The organism is Nocardia sp. NPDC056541, from assembly GCF_042794235.1.
Classification (GTDB): Bacteria; Actinomycetota; Actinomycetes; order Mycobacteriales; family Mycobacteriaceae; genus Nocardia.
Genome location: NZ_JBHTUD010000006.1, coordinates 183,546 through 198,317, shown reverse-complemented (window position 1 = coordinate 198,317; position 14,772 = coordinate 183,546). Strand labels below are relative to the sequence as shown.

The following is a 14,772-nucleotide window of genomic DNA, read 5'->3' as shown; positions in this document are numbered from 1 at the left end:
CCGAAGAGCCGGGTCGCGGTGCGTTCGGACTACCTCGCGGACCGCCGACGCAGGACCACGCTCGCGATCACGCCGATCAGTGACAACCCGGCGACGATCAAGACGTAACCCGCGGGCAGACCGAGGATCTCGACGTATTCCTTGCTCACCACTCGGTCGCGCACGGGGACGTTCTCGGCGGCGGGACCCAGAAGGAAATCGCTGGTGATCGTCGCCGGGTGGGGGATGTAGATCGAGAGTTCGGTGAGGTAGTTGCCGCTCGCCGCAAGCGCTTTCAGGTCCGGATCGCTGGGTTCGCCGACCGGAGAGGCGAATTCGGTGGTGACGACGTGGGGTTCGGTATCGGGATCGATGCGTGCCACCCGGTGGTCGCTGAAGACGTACAGGTGGACCGATTGCGGTGTGGTCGCGGCGGCCGACATGCGCATCGGGTACACGAGGCGGTCGGAGTCGAAGGTGAGGCGGACCGGGTCCAGGGCGCCGGCGAGGGGCTTCGCGCTGGTGAGGCGCATCGCGACGAAGGACCAGCCCTCGCGGAGATAGGGGTCGAGCGTGGCGCTCACCTCGGGCCGGAGCTGATAGCCGTTGGTGTCGAGCCACTCGCGCACACCGGTGAGATCGCCGCCGCGCAAGGTGGTCGCCTCCAGCGGGCCCAACTGCACTTGGCTCAGCACGTCGGGACCCGAACCCGGAGCGGCGCCGGATGCGTCGCCGCCGAGCGAACCGCTGCCGAACCAGTCGTATTCGGTGACCCGCTCGGGTGCGGTCATGCGCGACAGCTCCCTGAACGAGTCCGGACTGCCCGTCGAGACGGTCGCCGGCGCCGGCGTCGGCACGATCAGGGCCGCGTCGGCACCGGTGAACTGCATTCCCAACCGCATCAGTACGGTCTCGCGCCGCCCGTCCCAGCCCACGACCGCGGACTCGTTGTTCACCCGCGCCGAACTGTCCGCGCTCACCACGCCGCCGCAGGCGCACGCGTTCGCCGGCATCACCGCTCCCGATCCCGCGGCCAAGGCCACCCCGGCAGTCACGACCAACGAACGCATTGCGTACCGCATCCCCATGCGGGTCAGGCTACGCACAACGGGCCTGCGGCAGATGCGCAGAAATACTCACTCGGCCGGCGCGAGCCCGCTGCCGCCGGCCGCCGACGGCCGAGTTGGCGGGCCCGGTGGGAGCGGGGCGGCTACGGTGGACCAATGGCTGGCGAGAATGAGACCGTGTCGGCGCCGATCGCGAAGAGGGCGCCCGTCGAGCGGGTCCACCACGGTGACACGTTCGTCGACGACTACGAGTGGCTGCGGGACAAGGAAGACCCCGAGGTCATCGCGTACCTGGAGGCGGAGAACGCCTTCACCGCGGCGCAGACCGACCAGCTGCAGCCCCTGCGGGACAAGATCTTCGACGAGATCAAGGCCAGGACGCAGGAAACCGATCTCTCGGTCCCGACGCGGCTGGGCGACTACTGGTACTACTCGCGCAGTTTCGAGGGCAAACAGTACGGGGTGCACTGCCGCTGTCCCGTCGACGCGAAAGCCGAGGGTATCGACGCCTGGACGCCGCCACAGCTGGAGGTCGGCTCGGCGATCGAGGGCGAGCAGGTGCTGCTCGACAGCAATATCCTCGCCGAGGGGCTGGACTTCTTCGCGCTCGGCGCGTTCTCGCTGAGCCACGACGGCAACCTGCTCGCCTACTCCGTGGACAGCTCCGGCGACGAGCGCTACACGCTGCGGATCAAGGATCTGCGCACCGGTGAACTGCTGGCCGACGAGGTGGCGGGCGCGGCGCCGGGGGCGACCTGGTCGCTGGACGGCACACACATCTTCTATCAGACGGTCGACGAGTCGTGGCGGCCCGACACCGTGTGGCGCCACCGCGTCGGCACCGGTTCCGACGCCGATGTGACGGTGTTCCACGAGCCCGATGAGCGCTACTGGGTGAGTGTCGGCGCGACCCGCTCCGAGAAGTACCTGATGGTCTGGCTCGGTTCCAAGATCACCACCGAGGGCTGGGTCCTGGAGTCGGACAATCCCGAGGGCGAGTTCCGGGTGCTGCTGCCGCGCCGCGAAGGCGTGGAGTACTCGGCCGAGCACGCGGTGATCGCGGGCGAGGACAAGTTCCTGATCCTGCACAACGACGTGGTCGACGGCGTGAAGGCGGAGAACTTCGTGCTCGCCGTCGCACCCGCCACCGACCCGTCGGACATGACGACCCTGATCGGGCATCGCGAGGACGTGCGGCTCGAGGACATCGACGCCTTCGCCACCCATCTGGTACTCGGTTACCGGCGCGACGCGCTGCCGCGCCTGTCGGTGTGGCCGCTCACCCCGGAGGGCTTCGGCGAACTGACAGAGCTCGACTTCGGCCTCGAGTTGTTCTCCGCCGGTGCGGGTTCGAGCCCGGAGTGGGAGCAGCCCACCTTGCGCGTGGGGGTCGCCTCGTTCATCACGCCGATGCAGGTGTTCGACTATGTGCCCGCCACCGGCGAGCTGCTGCTGCGCAAGGAACAGCCGGTGCTCGGCGGGTACGACGCCGATGACTATGAGCAGCACCGCGATTGGGCCGTCGCCGCCGACGGCACCCGCGTTCCGATCTCGATCATCAAGCGCAAGGGTCTGGCCGACGGGCCGAAACCCACCCTGCTGTACGGATACGGCTCCTACGAGGCCAGCATCGACCCGTCGTTCTCGGTGTCGCGGCTGTCGCTGCTCGATCGCGGCATGGTGTTCGCCGTGGCGCATGTGCGCGGCGGCGGGGAGATGGGCAGGCTCTGGTACGAGCACGGCAAGACGCTGCTGAAGAAGAACACCTTCACCGACTTCGTCGCCTGCGCGAGTCATCTCATCGATACCGGTGCCACCGCACCCGACCGCTTGATCGCCGACGGCGGCAGCGCGGGCGGGCTGCTGATGGGCGCGGTCGCCAACCTGGCGCCGGAACTGTTCAACGGCATCCTCGCCAATGTGCCCTTCGTCGACCCGCTCACCTCCATCCTCGATCCGTCGCTGCCGCTGACGGTGATCGAATGGGACGAGTGGGGAAATCCCTTGGCGGACAAGGACGTCTACGAGTACATGAAGTCGTACTCGCCCTACGAGAACGTCGAGGCCAAGGACTACCCGGCCATTCTGGCGATCACCAGCCTCAACGACACCCGTGTCCTGTACGTGGAACCGGCCAAGTGGGTCGCCAAGCTGCGCGCCACCAAGACCGGCGACAACGAGGTGCTGCTCAAGACGGAGATGACCGCGGGTCACGGCGGTGTGAGCGGCCGCTACGAGAAGTGGAAGGAAGTCGGCTTCGAGTACGCCTGGGTCCTCGACCGAGTGGGTCTCGCGGACGCCTGATGCGGTGGGCCCCGGCTTCGGCCGGGGCCCTTTTTTGTGTCAGGGCCGGGGGTCGGTGATGAGTAGCTTGCCGAGCAATGTGGTGAGTTGGGTGCGTTCGCTGGGGGTCAGCGCGGCGAAGGTGTCGTCGAGGAAAGCGGGGGTGGCGGCTTCGGCGCCGTGTAGGCGGTCGCTGCCCGCAGAGGTGAGGGTGACGGCGTAGGAGCGGCGGTCGAGCGGGTTGCGTTCGCGCCGAACATATCCGGATGACTCGAGGTCGTCGCAGACCGTCACCATCACGCTGCGGTCGATGCGCAGTTCCTCGGCCAGTGCCTGCTGGGAGCAGGCGCCGACCTCGGCGAGCATCTTGAGGACCAGGTGCTGGCCGACGCCCAGGCCCTGCGCGTTCGCGTGTGCTTCCGCCGCGCGGGCGACCGCTGCCGAGGCCCGGCACAGGGCGATGTCGGGTCGTTCGGCGGCGAGCTGGGGGAAGTAGGTGTGCTTGGGCGGCATGCGACTCCTCGGGTCCGAGCCTCCATTAAATCATCTGTACACAGATTGTTTGACGGCAGATGGTTGGCGCTCTAACGTCATAATCGTCTGAGCACAGATTGTCCGGTGCCAGACGATTCCTGCGTGGCACGAGGAGCGCCCATGACTCTCGATCTGACCCCGGACCAGTTGCTGTCGACCACCCGCGCGGTTCGCAAGCGGCTCGACTTCGATCGGCCGGTGCCCCGGTCGCTCATCGAGGAGTGCGTCGATCTGGCCACGCAGGCGCCGACCGGGCGCAATCGGCAGCGCTGGCACTTCCTGGTCGTCACCGACAAGGCCCGCCGTGGCGAGCTGGCCGACATCTTCCGGCGGTCGCTGCCGCTGAGCCAGGGGACGCCGCTGACCGCGCGCGACGCGGAGCGGATGAACGTCTCCCCGCGCTCCACCGAGCGGGTTTTCGACGGCTTGCGCTATTTGACGGCCAATATCCACCGGGTGCCCGCGTTCGTGATCCCCGCCGTGGAAGGCCGCACCGACCGCGCCTCGGTGGAAGTCCAGGCGGGCACGTGGGGCTCGATCCTGCCGTCGGTGTGGAGCTTCATGCTGGCCGCGCGAGCCCGCGGACTCGGCACCGTATGGACCACCGCGCAGGCGCCCCTGGAACGGGAACTCGCTGCGGTACTGGGTGTTCCGTACGACAAGGTCATGCTGGCGGCCTTCCTGCCGCTGGCGTTCACGATCGGCACCGACTTCAAACCCGCGGTGCGGGTGCCGCGCGAACAGGTATTGCACTGGCAGGGGTGGTGAGGAGTGCGCTGGAATTCGTCGTGGCGTCATCGGGGTAGCACGCCGGCGTCACCTCGAGCTGTCACCGTAGGTGCATGAACGCTGAGTTGATCGTTTCGGTGTCGGGGATCCGGGATACGACTCGCGATGCCGCGATCGAGTTCGCCGGGGAGATGGACGCGCGAGGTGTGCGCCTGTCGCTGCTGGTCGCGCCGCGATTGAAGGGCAAGTACCGGTTGGTCGACGATCCGGCGACGCAGTCGTGGCTGCGCGGGCGGCGCCTCGAAGGCGACGCGATCGTGCTGCACGGCTACGACCAGGCCGCCACCAAGGCGCGGCGCGCGGAGTTCGCCGATCTGCCCCGGCACGAGGCGACGCTGCGGCTCAAGGCCGCCGATCGGGTGATGGAGCGGGTGCAACTGCGCACCCGGCTGTTCGCCGCGCCGCGCTGGGACGCCTCGAACGGTGCGCTGGCGGCGTTGCCCGACGTGGGCTTCCGCATGGCATTCGGGCTCACCACCATGCTCGACCTGGAACGCGATGTCGCCCAGCGCGCTCGGGTGTACGGGATCGGCGAGGGCTTCCGGGCCGAGCCATGGTGGTGCCGGGCGCTGGTGATGGGCGCCGCGCGCACCGCTCGACGCGGCGGCGTGCTGCGGTTGGCGGTGTCGGCGGCGCAGTTGCAGCGGTCGGGTCCGCGCCAAGCCGTGCTGGACGCGGTCGACCTCGCGCTCTATCACGGCGCCCACAGCGACGTATACCGCTGGGAGCCCTACCCGGCTGTCCGAGCCGCCTGACCGCCACCGCCGCGCGCGTAACCGGCGATCAGCGCGCGGCGGTGGCCCCGATAGCTTCCTGCGCGATTTATCATTCATCAGTTGATCGAGTGGTTTCCGCTAGTTGTGTGAACACAGCAGGAGGCAGCGCTGATGACGGGCACTTCGACGAAAGTCGCGACGACGACGAAATATATGTCCTGGGTGACCTTGGCGCTGATGACCACGAGTTCGGTGGCGAGTCTGCGATCAGCGCCCACCATGGCCGTATACGGATTGGCCTGCGTATTCCTCTATGTCATTCCCGCGATTCTGTTTCTGATGCCGACCTCGCTGGTCGCCGCGGAACTCGCGTCGGGATGGCAGGGCGGCGTATATCAATGGGTCAGTCAGGGGTTGAGTAAGCCGCTCGGATTTCTTGCCGTCTGGTGCCAGTTCGCCATGACGATCTTTTACTATCCGAGCCTGCTCGCTTATGTGGCAAGCACTTTCGCGTACATCATTCATCCGTCGCTGGCCTCCAACGGCCTGTATGTGGCGATCGTGATCATCACCGTCTACTGGGCGGGTGTGTACGTGTCCTCGCAGGGCACCAAGACCGTGGCCGGGCTGTCGAGTATGGGCCTGATCATCGGCACGCTGATCCCGGGCACCTTGCTGGTCGTGCTCGGCCTGGTCTTCCTGGCGCAGGGCAATCCGTCCGCGGCGCCGATGGATTCGTCGCACCTGCTGCCGGCCTGGGCGGGGTTGGCGAGCCTGGTGCTGATCGTGAACAACTTCCTGTCCTACGCGGGTATGGAGATGAACGCGGTGCACGTGTCGTCGCTGAAGAACCCGGCCAAGGAATTCCCGAAGGCGATGTTCCTGGCCATGGCCCTGGTGCTGGTGATCTTCATCCTGCCCGCGCTGGCGATCAGCTGGGTCGTCCCCGCGGCGAGCCTCAGCCTCACCGCGGGTGTGATGCAGGCCTTCGACGCCTTCTTCGCGCACTTCGGAATCGGCTTCCTCACCCCGATCGTCGGCATCGCGTTGGTGGCCGCGGCCGTCGGCGGCATGCTGACCTGGCTGGCCGGACCGTCGAAGGGGCTGTTGCTGATCGGGCGCAGCGAGGGGTATCTGCCGCCGTTCCTGACCCGGCTCAACAAACACGGCGTGCAACAGAACATGCTGGTGGCGCAGGGCGTGTTCACCACGTTCATCGCGTTGCTCTACGCCTTCATCCCCGATGTCTCGAGCGCGTACTGGATTCTGTCGGTGATCACCACGCAGGTGTATCTGATCATGTACGTGCTGATGTTCGCCGCGGCCGCCAAGCTGCGTCGCGACGATCCGGATCACCCGCGCGGCTACCGGGCACCCGCGCTGATGGCGCTGTGCGCGCTCGGCGCGGCCTCCTCGATCGCCGCGTTCACGATCGGCTTCGTGCCGCCGTCACAGTTCGGCTCGGGCAGTCCGTGGGTGTACGTGCTCATCGTGGGTGGCGGCCTCGGCATCGTCGGCCTGCTCATTCCGTATCTGTTCTATCGAAATCGCAGGGACAGCTGGAAATTCGCCGTACCGGAAGGGCAGCAGGCATGACGACCGGAGACGCCCCCGACCACAAGCGACGCTGGATCTACATCACCTCAGGTGTGCTGCTGGTGGTGTTCGCCCTGATCGGCCTGTTCACCTTCACCGCGATCCGCGAGAACACCCAGGCGAGCGCGAAAGCCGAACAGCTGCACAACAGTCTGGTCGCGGCCGGTCTGCCCGCACCGGAGGCGAATGTGATCGCCGACGCGCTCGGCGACGACGGCGGGTCGGTCTGCCAGGACCCGACTTCGCCGATGATCAAGGCGAAATACCAGGCCTCGATCACCAACGGTGCGGCCGGACCCGGACAGCGTCCGGTGATCGGCCCGCGCGCCACCACCGAGGCGGTGGCGCTCACGATCGCCACCTACTGCCCGGATCGCTTGCAGGACTATCTTTCTCATCTCGAGACCCTGAAGCTCGACGATACGACGAAGTGAGGCGCGAAGAGATGACCGACGATGTGACGGCGCTGCGCGGCAAGGTTTCCGGGCTGATGGGTCAGGCGAAAAAGGATCTGGCCCAGCTTGTTTCGTTCAAATCCGTCGCCGATCCGCGTCAGTTCCCGCCGGAAGGGTGTGCGCAGACCGCGCAGTGGGTGGCCGACGCGTTCGCCGCGGCGGGGTTGACCGAGGTGGGCCTGCACGAGACACCCGACGGCAGCAAAGCCGTCATCGCGTCGAAGCCGGGGCCGCCCGGCACGCCGACGGTGCTGCTGTACTGCCACTACGACGTGCAGCCCCCGCTCGACGATGCCGCGTGGAAGACACCGGTCTGGACGCTGACCGACAAGGACGGGCGCTGGTACGGGCGTGGTGCGGCCGACTGCAAGGGCAATATCGTCACGCATCTGACCGCCCTGCGCGCGATCGGACCCGACTTCCCGATCGGGATCACGGTGGTGGCGGAGGGATCGGAGGAGCAGGGCACCGGCGGATTGGAGAAGTTCGTCGTCGCCAATCCCGCTCTGCTGCAATCGGATGCGATCCTGGTCGCCGACTGCGGCAATTTCGCGGTCGGGGTGCCGACGTTCACCCAGACCCTGCGCGGGATGGTGAATGTGGTGCTGACGGTGACAACGCTGGAAGGGCCGATGCATTCGGGAATGTTCGGTGGACCGGCGCCCGATGCGCTCGCCGCGATGATCCAGCTGCTGTCGTCGTTGCGCGATGCCGAGGGCAACACCACGATCGACGGACTCACCGGCGATCAGAAGTGGACCGGCGCGCAGTATCCGCCGGCGGACTTCCGGTCGGACGCGGGTGTGCTCGACGGTGTCGGCCTGCTCGGCAACGGAACCGTGTCCGACATGCTGTGGGCGCGGCCCGCGCTGACCGTGCTGGGGATGGACGTGCCCGCGGTGGTCGGGTCGTCGGCGGCGATCCAGCCGAGCACCAGGGCCAGGCTCAACCTGCGCATCCCACCGGGCACCGACCCCAAGCAGGCCTACGACCTGCTGGAGAAGCACCTGCGCGCGCACGTGCCGTGGAACGCCGAACTCGACATCGAGGTCGAGGCGCTCGGCGAACCGTTCGTCGCGTCCACGCAGGGCCCCGCCCGCTCGGCCATGGAAAAGGCGATGGCGACCTCCTACGGCCGCGACGTGACCACCGAGGGACAGGGCGGGTCGATCCCGCTGTGCAATGTCTTCGCCGATACCTACCCGAAGGCCGAGATCATGCTGATCGGCGTCGAAGAGCCGAAATGCTTGATCCACGCGCCCAACGAGAGCGTCGACCCCAGCGAGATCGAGCACATGGCACTGGCCGAGGCGCTGTTCCTGACCAGCTACCGCTGATCAGAACTGGCCCTGGTCCTCGGGTTCGAGTACGCGGAACTCGGTGCCTGCCGGGGCCATCTCGGTCAGCCTGCCGAAGTAGATGCCCTGGGCGGAAGGGGTGATGATGCCGTGGTGGATGGGCACCGCGGTGCGGGGGTTGACGGCGCGTAGGTAGTCGACGGCCTCGGCGATGCGCATCCACGGGGCGACGGCCGGGATGGCGAGCACGCCGACCGGGACCGGCGGCACCCACAGCGAGTCGCCGGGGTGGACCAGCTGGGCGGGGTCGGCCTCGGTGCCGAGCTGGAAGACGGTGTTGTCGATCACCGGGATCTCCGGGTGGATCACCGCGTGCCTGCCCCCGCCGCCGGTGATCTGTAAGTCACCGATATCGAGCACCTGACCGGCCGACACCGGCTCCCAGCCCTCGCTGCGCTGCTGTGCGGTCTGCGGATCCGACAGCAGCCGGGCGGTGGGGTTGTTCTCGATGAGATCGCCGATCCGATTCGGATCGATGTGGTCGGGGTGCTGGTGGGTCACCGCGATCGCGTCCAAGCCGGTGATGCCCTCGAACCCGTGCGCGAAGGTTCCGGGGTCGAACAGCACTTTCACGCCGTGCAGTTCCACGAGGATGCAGGAATGACCGAAGTGGGCGATGCGCATACCCGATGCTAAGCCGCCGTGACCCCGGAACGCGGGCACGACGGCCCGGTCAACTAAGATTTCCGAGGTAACCCCCACATCACTTGAGGAGCAACGCGTGGCACGAGTCGTGGTCGAGGTCATGCCGAAGGCCGAGATTCTGGACCCCCAGGGACAGGCCGTGGTCGGCGCGCTCCCGCGTCTGGGATTCGCCGGAATCTCGGATGTGCGGCAGGGCAAGCGATTCGAGCTCGAGGTGGACGACAGTGTGTCGGACGCCCAGCTCGAGCAGATCGCCGAGGCGCTGCTGGCGAACACGGTGATCGAGGACTGGAAGGTCGTTCGGGTCTCGTGAGCGCACGCATTGGCGTTATTACTTTCCCGGGCACGCTCGACGATGTCGACGCCGCTCGCGCGGTGCGGTTGGCCGGCGCCGAGGCTGTGAGCCTGTGGCATGCCGATGCCGATATCAAGGGTGTCGACGCGGTGATCGTGCCCGGTGGGTTCTCCTACGGGGACTACTTGCGGTGTGGCGCGATCGCACGGTTCGCGCCGGTGATGGGCGAGGTCGTTCGCGCCGCCGGGCAGGGTCTGCCGGTGCTCGGTATCTGCAACGGATTCCAGGTGCTGTGTGAGGCCGGGCTGCTGCCGGGTGCGCTGACCCGCAACGAGGGACTGCACTTCATCTGCCGCGACGAGTGGTTGAAGGTCGAGGCGACCGATACCGCGTGGAGTTCGCGGTATGAGCCGGGCGCCCAGATTCTTGTCCCGCTGAAGTCGGGCGAGGGGCGTTTCCAGGCTTCGGAGAAGGTGCTCGACGAGCTCGAAGGCGAAGGTCGCGTGGTGTTCCGGTACGCCGGTGACAACCCGAACGGTTCGCAGCGCGGGATCGCCGGGATTTCCTCGGCCAACGGGCGGGTTGTCGGTTTGATGCCGCACCCCGAGCACGCGACCGAGGCATTGACCGGACCCAGCGACGACGGTCTCGGCATGTTCTTCTCGGTGATCGATAGTTTCGTCAAGGCCTGACAGCCCTGCATCGGCACTAGAGCGTGTCGATGATGTCGAAGTCGACCCCGTTCGCCGTTGCCAGGTGGGCGGGGCCTACTGCTTGATTGCCCAGGAAACCCCGGCGGGTGGCCGGGCCGTCCAGCACCAGGCCCGATTCCGCCGCGGCGATGATCGTTTTCACGTCGAGGGTGCCGGTGGTCTCGGCCAGGGTGTTCAGCAGGTGGATCGCCTCGTAGGTGGAGTTGCTGAAAGTGGTCAGCGCGGGGGCGAATCGACCCTGATGCCGGTGATAGCGGGCGCGGCGAGCACGACCTTCGGCGCTGTGGTTGTCGATGAAGAAACTCGACGCCACATAGAGGTTGGCGTTCGCTGATGGCCCCGCGCTGAGCAAAACGTTCTCGTCGACCGCTGGGCTGAGCCGGGGCATCATGGCGGGCAGGCCGGTGGCGGCGAACTGGCGATTGAAGCGGGCGGTGTCGGCGCCGACCATCAGGATCAGGACCGCGTCGGCCAGCAGCAGCGTCGGGTTGCCGAGGAAGTCGCCGAAATCGGCGGTGCCGAGCGGCACGTAGTGCTCGACGATGATGTCGTACGGATTCGGCAGGGATCGGCGCAGGGCTCGAGCGGTTCGGCGGGGCCAGATGTAGTCGTTGCCGATAACGGCCCAGCGGCGCACTCCCAGTTCGCGGGCCATCCACGCGGCCGCGGGAACTGTCTGGTGGTCGGGATGTTCGCCCACCAGCAGGACCCCGGGGCGTTCGTCGGGCAGGCCCTCGTGGTCGGTGGCGTACAGGTAGGGAACGCGGGCGTCGACGGCTTCGGCGACCGCTCGACGTACCGCGGAGGTGTGCCAACCGGTGATCGCGCCGACCATTCCGGTGGCCAGGAAGGCCGCTACTTCGGCGGCGACTTCGTGTGGTTCGCGGCCGCCGTCGAGGGTCGTGAGACGAATTTCACGGCCCAGAATTCCTGTGCCGCTATTGATTTCGTCTACTGCCAGGGAAATGGCCGCGGTACACGATGGCGCGATGATGCCGCCAGGGCCTTGTGTGGGCACGATCGAGAGAATCTCGATCGTTTCATCCCGGCTCTGGTCCAACGAGGGCATTCTGTACTCTATCGCCTAGCGCGAACAGGATTGTTCGAATGAATTTCTCGGCAGGTGGGAATGCAATCGGTGTCCATCATAAGTGGGTATTCCACGCTGCACGGCGCCCTGCGCTCCGCGGAGCGCAACTGGGTAGGCCGGCTCGAATCGGCGCTGTCGGCTGACAATCTCACGGCCGACCACTGGGCGATCCTGTCGCAGCTGTCCACCGACGACGGGATGACGATGTCGGAACTGGCCGCCCAGGCGCGGCTGGCCCCGTCGTCGGCCACCCGGCACGCGGACAATCTCGCCGAACGCGGATTGATCTTCCGGGTCGCCGCCACCGACGATCGTCGCCGGATCCTGATCGGCTTGAGCAGTCTCGGGGCCAAACTGGCCGCCAGGATCCGCGCGCAGGAAAAGCTCGCGGAGGAAGAATTACGCTGCCGCCTGGGGAGTCGCCGCTACGGCGAATTACTGGCCGCGCTCGCGGTGATCGCCGAACGCGACGACTGATCCGAGCGCGGTATTCCGGGGCGGGGTGCCGGGGCACGGCATCGTGCCTAGGATCGCAGGATGCCGGTTTCCTTGACAGCGGCCACGGCCAGCGGATTGTGTGCCTTCATCGATGCGTCACCCTCGCCCTTCCATGTGTGCGCGACGGTGGCGGCCGAGCTGGACGGCAACGGTTTCACGCCGTTGACGGAGGCGTCGGCGTGGGACGACGCGGGCGGCAAACACTATGTGGTGCGCGGTGGTTCGCTGATCGCGTGGGCTGACTACGACGCCGTCCCCGCGGCTCCGTTCCGGGTGGTCGGCGCGCACACCGACAGCCCCAACCTGCGCGTGAAGCAGCATCCCGATCTGGCAGGTGCGGGGTGGCAGCTCGTCGGGCTCGAGCCGTACGGCGGGGCTTGGCTGAACTCCTGGCTGGACCGCGAGCTCGGTCTGTCGGGGCGGCTCAGTGTGCGCGAGGGCGCGCGGATGCGCGATGTGCTGGTGCGGATCGACGAGCCGATCCTGCGGGTGCCGCAGTTGGCCATCCACCTGTCCGAGGACCGGCGCGGGGTCACCCTCGACCCGCAGCGGCACGTGAACGCGATCTGGGGGATCGGCGACGCGCCCGCCTCGTTCCTCGACTTCGTCGCCGAGCGGGCCGAGGTCGACGGTGCCGATGTGCTCGGCTGGGAACTGATGACCCATGACCTCGCGTCGAGCACGATCGTCGGTCGCGACCTCGACCTGGTGAGCGCGCCGCGACTCGACAACCAGGGCACCTGCTACGCCGGACTGCAGGCCTTCCTGGCGGCCGCCGACGAGCCGGGTGCGGCGACGGCGGTGCTGGTGATGTTCGACCACGAGGAGGTCGGGAGCCAGTCCGATCGTGGGGCGCAATCGGATCTGCTGCCCGCCGTACTGGAGCGGATCGTGCTGGCCCGTGGCGGTGGGCGCGCGGATTACCTTGCCGCGCTTGCCGGTTCGGTGGTCGCCTCCGGTGATATGGCGCACGCGACGCACCCGAACTACCCGGACCGGCACGAGCCCGCGCATCGCATCGAGGTCGGCGGGGGGCCGGTGCTCAAGGTGAATCAGAACCTGCGCTACGCCACCGACGCGGCGGGCGCGGGCGCGTTCGCCCTGGCGTGTGCGCAGGCCGGCGTGCCGCTGCAACGGTATGTCCACCGGGCCGACCTGCCCTGTGGCTCGACCATCGGCCCGATGACGGCGGCTCGCACCGGCATGTCGACCGTCGACGTGGGCGCACCCCAGCTCGCCATGCACTCGTGCCGCGAACTGATGGGTGCCGCCGACGTGCCCGCCTACGCCTCGGCCCTCGCGGCCTTCCTCACCCCGGAAGCGACGGACTGACGGCGGCGGGGGATCGGCTCGGCCTCGGTGGCCGCCGAGGTCAGGCCGACGCGAGTTCCGGTGCGGCCGAGGACTTTCGGCTGGGGTGGTAGGTGAGCACCGCGTAGACGATCACGGCGAACGTGGTCCACACATAGCTGCTGCCGATGATCTGCTGCCACCAGGCCCAGGCCAGTTCCTTGTCGCCCGAATGTGGCAACACCCACTGCGGGCCCACGATGAACATCACCGTGAACAGAGCGACGAGGGTGGTGAAGCCGCGAGAGCGGCGAGACACGGCCAGGCTGACCGCAACGACCAGCGCGGGCGCGACCCAGACCCAGTGATGCGACCACGACACCGGTGAGACCAACAGCACCGCCGCCGCGTTCACCAGCAGCGCGCCGACCTCGTTGCCCACGCCGATCAGGCGGTACATCCACACCGCGGCCAGCGCGATGGTGACCGCCGACAGACCGAGCCACAGGCCCGTCGCCAGCGATTCGTTCATACCGAGGCGGAACAGCGTGCCCTTGATCGACTGGTTGCCCGCGAAGTAGGGCGTGCCGATGCGGCCGGTGTCGGACACGGTGTGGAACCAGTATTCGACCGAGTCCTTGGGGAACAGCAGGAAACCGACGCCCACCGCGCCCGCGGCCGAGACGACCATGGTGGCCGCGGCCTTCCAATCCCGGCGCAGCAGGAAGTACAGCAGATAGCCCGCCGGAATCAGCTTGATCGACACCGCGATGCCGATCAGCATCCCGCGCGGCCAGAACGGCTTGCGTACGAGAATGTCGAGGGCGACCGCGGCCATCAGGATCAGGTTGATCTGGCCGAAGTTGAACGTCTGGCGGACCGGTTCGAGGTACTGGGCGAGGCCGAGCCCGGCGATCAGCACGGTGAGCACCGAGATCCGGTCGAGTTCGGGGCGCACGCGAACCAGCACCAGCCACAACACGATTCCCAGGCTCGCCAGCGAGGTCAGCAGCACGACGACCTCGGCGACCACCAGCGGCATCAGCGCCAGCGGCACGAAGAACATCGCGGCCAGCGGGGGGTAGGTGAACGGCAGGCCCAGCCCGTACACCGGCGGCATCGGGCCGTAGAGGTCGCCGCCGTCGAGCCACACCCGCGCGCCGTTGCGGTAGACCTGCAGGTCGATGAACCCGTGCCACCAGTGCGCCAGCAGTGCGACGGCGGCGGAGACCACGAACAAACCGATGGCGGCGGTCAGCCAGCGTCGTTGGCGGTCCGGGTTGTCGGAATCGGGAATACGCGGCTCGACCTGCTCGGCAACCCCCGGACTTTCGTTCACAGCGCCAGAGTAATGGGTACCCCAATGGCCCAACCGCAAGTGTGACCAGACCGAATCCGGCCGCCTCCCCAGCGTGAGGGCAGGACGGGCGGCAGGCGGTTACCCCGCAACCATTAGACTCTGCA

Annotated in this window: 15 protein-coding genes; 10 read left to right on the top strand and 5 right to left on the bottom strand. The window is 67.5% G+C overall.

Annotated features, from left to right (window positions below; genetic code table 11):
- Nucleotides 1–29: 29 nt before the first annotated feature.
- Entirely contained in the window at nucleotides 30–1,049 is a 1,020-nt protein-coding gene (locus ACFQ9R_RS12770; RefSeq protein WP_378990605.1) for a DUF2330 domain-containing protein, read from the bottom strand.
- Between the two features lie 153 nt (nucleotides 1,050–1,202).
- Here ACFQ9R_RS12770 and ACFQ9R_RS12765 point away from each other — a divergent pair, with 153 nt between their 5' ends.
- The gene (locus ACFQ9R_RS12765) at nucleotides 1,203–3,350 is read left to right on the top strand and encodes a S9 family peptidase (protein ID WP_378990604.1); all 2,148 of its coding nucleotides are present in this window, start codon (nucleotides 1,203–1,205) and stop codon (nucleotides 3,348–3,350) included.
- A gap of 39 nt (nucleotides 3,351–3,389) precedes the next feature.
- Here the strand turns inward: ACFQ9R_RS12765 and ACFQ9R_RS12760 are convergent, their stop codons facing one another.
- Nucleotides 3,390–3,842 carry a MarR family winged helix-turn-helix transcriptional regulator gene (locus tag ACFQ9R_RS12760; protein WP_378990603.1) on the bottom strand — a complete coding sequence of 151 codons (453 nt, stop codon included), beginning with the start codon at nucleotides 3,840–3,842 and terminating at the stop codon, nucleotides 3,390–3,392.
- A gap of 141 nt (nucleotides 3,843–3,983) precedes the next feature.
- Between ACFQ9R_RS12760 and ACFQ9R_RS12755 the strand changes: the two genes are divergently transcribed.
- From ACFQ9R_RS12755 to ACFQ9R_RS12735, 5 genes are all read left to right on the top strand, one after another.
- Nucleotides 3,984–4,631 (top strand): nitroreductase family protein, encoded by a 648-nt coding sequence (locus ACFQ9R_RS12755; protein ID WP_378990602.1) that lies wholly within the window; start codon nucleotides 3,984–3,986, stop codon nucleotides 4,629–4,631.
- A 74-nt stretch (nucleotides 4,632–4,705) separates the two neighbouring features.
- Entirely contained in the window at nucleotides 4,706–5,407 is a 702-nt protein-coding gene (locus tag ACFQ9R_RS12750) for a DUF2334 domain-containing protein (protein WP_378658062.1), read from the top strand.
- Between the two features lie 132 nt (nucleotides 5,408–5,539).
- Nucleotides 5,540–6,964, top strand: coding sequence for an APC family permease (locus ACFQ9R_RS12745; protein WP_378990601.1), 1,425 nt, complete (start codon nucleotides 5,540–5,542; stop codon nucleotides 6,962–6,964).
- Complete coding sequence (locus ACFQ9R_RS12740) at nucleotides 6,961–7,398, top strand: hypothetical protein (RefSeq protein WP_378990600.1); 438 nt, start codon at nucleotides 6,961–6,963, stop codon at nucleotides 7,396–7,398. The genes ACFQ9R_RS12745 and ACFQ9R_RS12740 overlap by 4 nt, the downstream gene beginning before the upstream one ends.
- Nucleotides 7,399–7,409: 11 nt before the next feature.
- The gene (locus ACFQ9R_RS12735; protein ID WP_378990598.1) at nucleotides 7,410–8,756 is read left to right on the top strand and encodes a dipeptidase; all 1,347 of its coding nucleotides are present in this window, start codon (nucleotides 7,410–7,412) and stop codon (nucleotides 8,754–8,756) included.
- Here the strand turns inward: ACFQ9R_RS12735 and ACFQ9R_RS12730 are convergent, their stop codons facing one another.
- Nucleotides 8,757–9,401: an MBL fold metallo-hydrolase gene (locus ACFQ9R_RS12730; protein WP_378990597.1), complete on the bottom strand. Its 645-nt coding sequence runs from the start codon at nucleotides 9,399–9,401 to the stop codon at nucleotides 8,757–8,759.
- Nucleotides 9,402–9,498: 97 nt separating this feature from the next.
- Between ACFQ9R_RS12730 and purS the strand changes: the two genes are divergently transcribed.
- Together purS and purQ are read left to right on the top strand one after the other, a co-directional pair.
- Nucleotides 9,499–9,735, top strand: a complete 237-nt coding sequence (gene purS, locus ACFQ9R_RS12725) for a phosphoribosylformylglycinamidine synthase subunit PurS (protein ID WP_056818769.1) — start codon at nucleotides 9,499–9,501, stop codon at nucleotides 9,733–9,735.
- Nucleotides 9,732–10,409, top strand: coding sequence for a phosphoribosylformylglycinamidine synthase subunit PurQ (purQ, locus tag ACFQ9R_RS12720; protein ID WP_378631755.1), 678 nt, complete (start codon nucleotides 9,732–9,734; stop codon nucleotides 10,407–10,409). Before purS ends, purQ begins: the two co-directional genes overlap by 4 nt.
- Nucleotides 10,410–10,425: 16 nt before the next feature.
- On the opposite strand, the gene ACFQ9R_RS12715 is transcribed toward purQ, so the two are convergent.
- Nucleotides 10,426–11,499 (bottom strand): substrate-binding domain-containing protein, encoded by a 1,074-nt coding sequence (locus ACFQ9R_RS12715; RefSeq protein ID WP_378990596.1) that lies wholly within the window; start codon nucleotides 11,497–11,499, stop codon nucleotides 10,426–10,428.
- 60 nt (nucleotides 11,500–11,559) lie between these two features.
- Here ACFQ9R_RS12715 and ACFQ9R_RS12710 point away from each other — a divergent pair, with 60 nt between their 5' ends.
- Entirely contained in the window at nucleotides 11,560–11,997 is a 438-nt protein-coding gene (locus tag ACFQ9R_RS12710; protein WP_378990595.1) for a MarR family winged helix-turn-helix transcriptional regulator, read from the top strand.
- Between the two features lie 60 nt (nucleotides 11,998–12,057).
- Nucleotides 12,058–13,350 carry a M18 family aminopeptidase gene (locus ACFQ9R_RS12705; protein ID WP_378658054.1) on the top strand — a complete coding sequence of 431 codons (1,293 nt, stop codon included), beginning with the start codon at nucleotides 12,058–12,060 and terminating at the stop codon, nucleotides 13,348–13,350.
- A 40-nt stretch (nucleotides 13,351–13,390) separates the two neighbouring features.
- On the opposite strand, the gene ACFQ9R_RS12700 is transcribed toward ACFQ9R_RS12705, so the two are convergent.
- Nucleotides 13,391–14,647, bottom strand: a complete 1,257-nt coding sequence (locus tag ACFQ9R_RS12700; protein WP_378990594.1) for a glycosyltransferase 87 family protein — start codon at nucleotides 14,645–14,647, stop codon at nucleotides 13,391–13,393.
- Nucleotides 14,648–14,772: the final 125 nt, after the last annotated feature.